Annotated in this window: 2 pseudogenes; one reads left to right on the top strand and one right to left on the bottom strand. The window is 39.8% G+C overall.

Annotated elements, in window-relative coordinates:
- A pseudogene (locus ACFINZ_RS09940) lies at positions 1 to 615 on the bottom strand (DNA mismatch repair protein MutS); the annotation flags it as partial.
- A gap of 209 nt (positions 616 to 824) precedes the next feature.
- Here ACFINZ_RS09940 and ACFINZ_RS09935 point away from each other — a divergent pair.
- Positions 825 to 1,023, top strand: a pseudogene (locus ACFINZ_RS09935) (malate dehydrogenase); the annotation flags it as partial.

The following is a 1,023-nucleotide window of genomic DNA, read 5'->3' as shown; positions in this document are numbered from 1 at the left end:
AGCCACAATGATTTCTTGTGGATCCACGCGCATAATGTCTGCTAAAAGTTTTTCGAGTCGACTTTCTGTGACACGAAATATGCCTGTTGAAATATCAATCCAGGAAAGGGCAAATTCCTCTCCATCGCTGGTTTTGATGCGGGCAAGTGTCATCAGATAGTTTGCGCGCGTTGGGTCGAGGAGTTTTTCTTCTGTTAGGGTTCCAGGTGTCACAAGGCGCACAACATCACGCCGAACAATTGATTTTGATCCCCGTTTTTTAGCTTCTGCTGGATCTTCTGTCTGTTCACAAACAGCAACACGATAACCACAGGAGATCAATTTTTGTAAATAATCATCCGCAGTATGAACTGGAACACCACACATAGGAATATCTTCACCTAAATGTTTCCCGCGTGTTGTGAGCGTAATTCCTAAAACTTGAGCAGCTTCAATTGCATCATTAAAAAATAATTCATAGAAATCACCCATACGGTAAAACAGAAGGCAATCGCTATTAACTGCTTTGATTTCGATATATTGCTCCATCATAGGTGTGAGGCGTTCTTTATGTGGAGCAGATGAGGGAGCCGATTGTGGGGTTAAATTGTTTTTATTATCAGTTTTATTATCCATTTTTACGCGCTCGTTTCCTTCAAGTGAGGCTTTGATACCCTTTTTTATTTACTTCAATGTTTATCTTCATTATCTGTGAATTGAAACGCATGATTAGGTCTGTTAAAGCAAGCATAGCGATTTCTAGCATCTGAATCAAATTGTAAAGTTGGATAATTACACGCATTATCGAGCAAAATTTATACTGTTTTTGGGAAAGCTTAAGTGAGATGAAAAAGAATGAGCAAGATCAGAAAACACACCAAACGGTTTATAATATCAGTGAGCGAGAAGCTCTAGACTTTCATAGTCGTGGTCGTCCTGGAAAGCTTGAAATTGTTGCAACAAAGTCTATGGCAACACAGCATGATTTAGCACTTGCTTATTCGCCAGGTGTTGCTGTTCCGGTTAAAGCGATTGCTCAAAATC

The organism is Bartonella sp. AA81SXKL (assembly GCF_042196945.1).
Lineage (GTDB): Bacteria > Pseudomonadota > Alphaproteobacteria > Rhizobiales > Rhizobiaceae > Bartonella.
The sequence above is the reverse complement of the archived record's forward strand: the minus strand, read 5'-3'. Positions and strand labels throughout refer to the sequence as shown.